This is a genomic window from Lentibacillus kapialis, from assembly GCF_014646635.1.
GTDB classification, from domain to species: Bacteria; Bacillota; Bacilli; order Bacillales; family Amphibacillaceae; genus Lentibacillus; species Lentibacillus kapialis.
Genome location: NZ_BMNQ01000112.1, coordinates 1 through 2,442 on the forward strand (window position 1 = coordinate 1; position 2,442 = coordinate 2,442).

At 40.3% G+C, this 2,442-nt stretch carries 2 protein-coding genes; both read right to left on the bottom strand.

Annotated features, from left to right (window positions below):
• Positions 1-93 precede the first annotated feature (93 nt).
• Positions 94-903, bottom strand: coding sequence for a tyrosine-type recombinase/integrase (locus IEW67_RS17740; RefSeq protein WP_188634410.1), 810 nt, complete (start codon positions 901-903; stop codon positions 94-96).
• Entirely contained in the window at positions 900-2,135 is a 1,236-nt protein-coding gene (locus tag IEW67_RS17745; RefSeq protein WP_188634411.1) for a site-specific integrase, read from the bottom strand. Before IEW67_RS17745 ends, IEW67_RS17740 begins: the two co-directional genes overlap by 4 nt.
• Positions 2,136-2,442 lie beyond the last annotated feature (307 nt).

Here is a 2,442-nt window from a genome sequence, read left to right on the forward strand (position 1 = left end):
CTCTATATCTGTATTTACACTCACTTGGATGTGCACAATATCACCTCAGGAATATTATGCAGTTAATCATCCAAACTGTACATTTTTAAACAATCATTTCTGTACATTCTTAGAGTAGCATTTATATACAGCGAAGGTGTGACGGAAATCATGGAGCCGTGGGCCTTTACCCCAGCCACCATGAGAGATGCGAGCCTGCCAAAGAAACTTCCTAAAGTTTTTATACACATTTCCCTGAGTCATAGGGTGTCCACTTGGGGAAGGGAAAAAGTAACACGACCCATCTGAAAATAAGTGAACTTGCTTCATATAGGCTCGGCATCGATCAATAAGTTCTGAAGATAATGGAATTAACCTGTCTTTGTTAAATTTAGTGTCTTTAATGGTCAAAATACCGGACTGAAGCTCCACATCTTGGACTTTGAGATGTAACGCTTCGGAAATACGCAACCCGCATCCGTATAACATACGGAATAATAGCGGCATAACCCAATGTCTAATGGGAACGACTGAACAATAATGACAGCTATCTGTGCGCTTAAAAAATGCGGCCAGTTCATCATTACTAAATATATAGGGCACATATCGAGGCCCTTTGGGCAGGGTGTTTTTTGGCTGCACATAGGCTTTCATTCCGAGACTGGACATATAAATCGCCAACTGACGCACTATATGAACCCTGTTTTTTAAGGTAGCCTGCGCTTCATGCGGGCGTTTTTGACTCCATACATCCATCAGTTCTTTTGATAAAATAGGTTTCGTACATCCTTGCCTTATACAAAACTGATCAAATCTATATAATATTCTTTCGCTACTGTTGTATTTATAGCCCAATGCACGTTTTTGACGGACGACTCCCTTGATGAAGTCTTGAAAGGGACTACTATAAAAATAGCTAGTCATGATCCGGACACCTCCTCCGGATTAAGAGCACACTCGCGAAGCTTTTCAACATCCGTCTTCAGATATACAGCTGTTGAGTCTGTGCTGACATGACCCAAGATATCCGAAATAACGGGCAAGGGTGTGTTTTTTTCAAGCAATATACTCGCCAGCGTATGTCTTAAAGAATGCATCCCCATTTTCTTTTGAGGGGATATCGGAATTCGGGCTAATTTCATATATTTTACAATAATTTGATATAGCCTGTCCTCATCTGAAAACGGTTCAAGTGGTGCAAGGTGTCGCAAAAATACATAAGGGGAATCGACCTTTGGTCGTCCGTTTTTAAGATAGTCAATAATGGCCCAACCCACATCGGGAAGAAGGGGCAAGTTGATCTCACTGTGCGTCTTCGACTGGATAAAAACGATACGATTACTTTGCCATTGTAAATGTTTCAATTTCAAATGTTTGATGTCCATCGTCCGGATACCTAACCGGGCTACTAGAAGAATAATCGCGTAGTCCCTTTTCCCGGCAGGGTTGCCTCTGTCAATGGCATCAATGAGTTTAGTAACATTCTCAGGTGTCCAAACGGAAGGGATTCGGTTTTGTTTCCTGGCTTTTATGGAAGGTAAGGATTCAGCCAGATTTTGCTTATGATAACCATTAATGTGGAGATAGCGAAGAAACGACCGCAACGAACAAAGATGCAACTCCACCGTTTTATAGCTGTAACCCAACAACGTGTTAATATAATCGGATAGGTTTTTGGAAGTGATATCCGCACAATGTGTAATATCCTGTGATTCTACAAAACTTAAAAACTTCTCTGCATTTTTTCTATAGTGATTTTGTGTGACCTTAGAATACTCTCGTTGCTGGCAATCACTTAAATAGCTTTGAATCGTTTCCATGAACTCGTTGTTTTGTAATAGATTTTTTTGCTTGTAGTACCTGCGTAAAATGCTGCCATGTTGCTGAAAGTCACCCAACATTCGAACGACCCGCAATGCGTTGATCATGTTTTGTGTTAAAGATCCAGCTTTCTCTAACTCAAAAAAATTGTACTGTTTCTCCAAAAAGCGCATACCCATTTCCTCCGTAAAGTAACGAGTCCCTTCAGATTCGGAGAATTCGGCAATGCGTCTCCACATCAACTGATAATACTTGATTGTCGTATCCTTGTAGTGAAGTCGGTGTAATTCCTTTTCTAGTTTCCCCATTAAATCGGCTAAAGGCAGTTTGTCCATTTTTTTCTCCTCCAAAATATTTTAGAAAGATCCTTTTAAAATCCTCCTCCATATTTTGCACTGCCTTGTTATGTAAAGTAAACTGTAATCCTTATCTGGCTAAAACAGCTATAGTCGTTGATAACTTTACATAATAATTCACTATTCATAAGGTGGGTTATGTAAAGCTTTACATAACCCTCCTTGCGGTGAGCCTTTCTCTGCGGATTGGAAAACATTATTCTCGATGACCCCAGCTTTTAACCAGCGTCGGATAAGTCTAATTATCCACGGATCGGTGACTCGTTGCTTAATTAATGCAATCAAG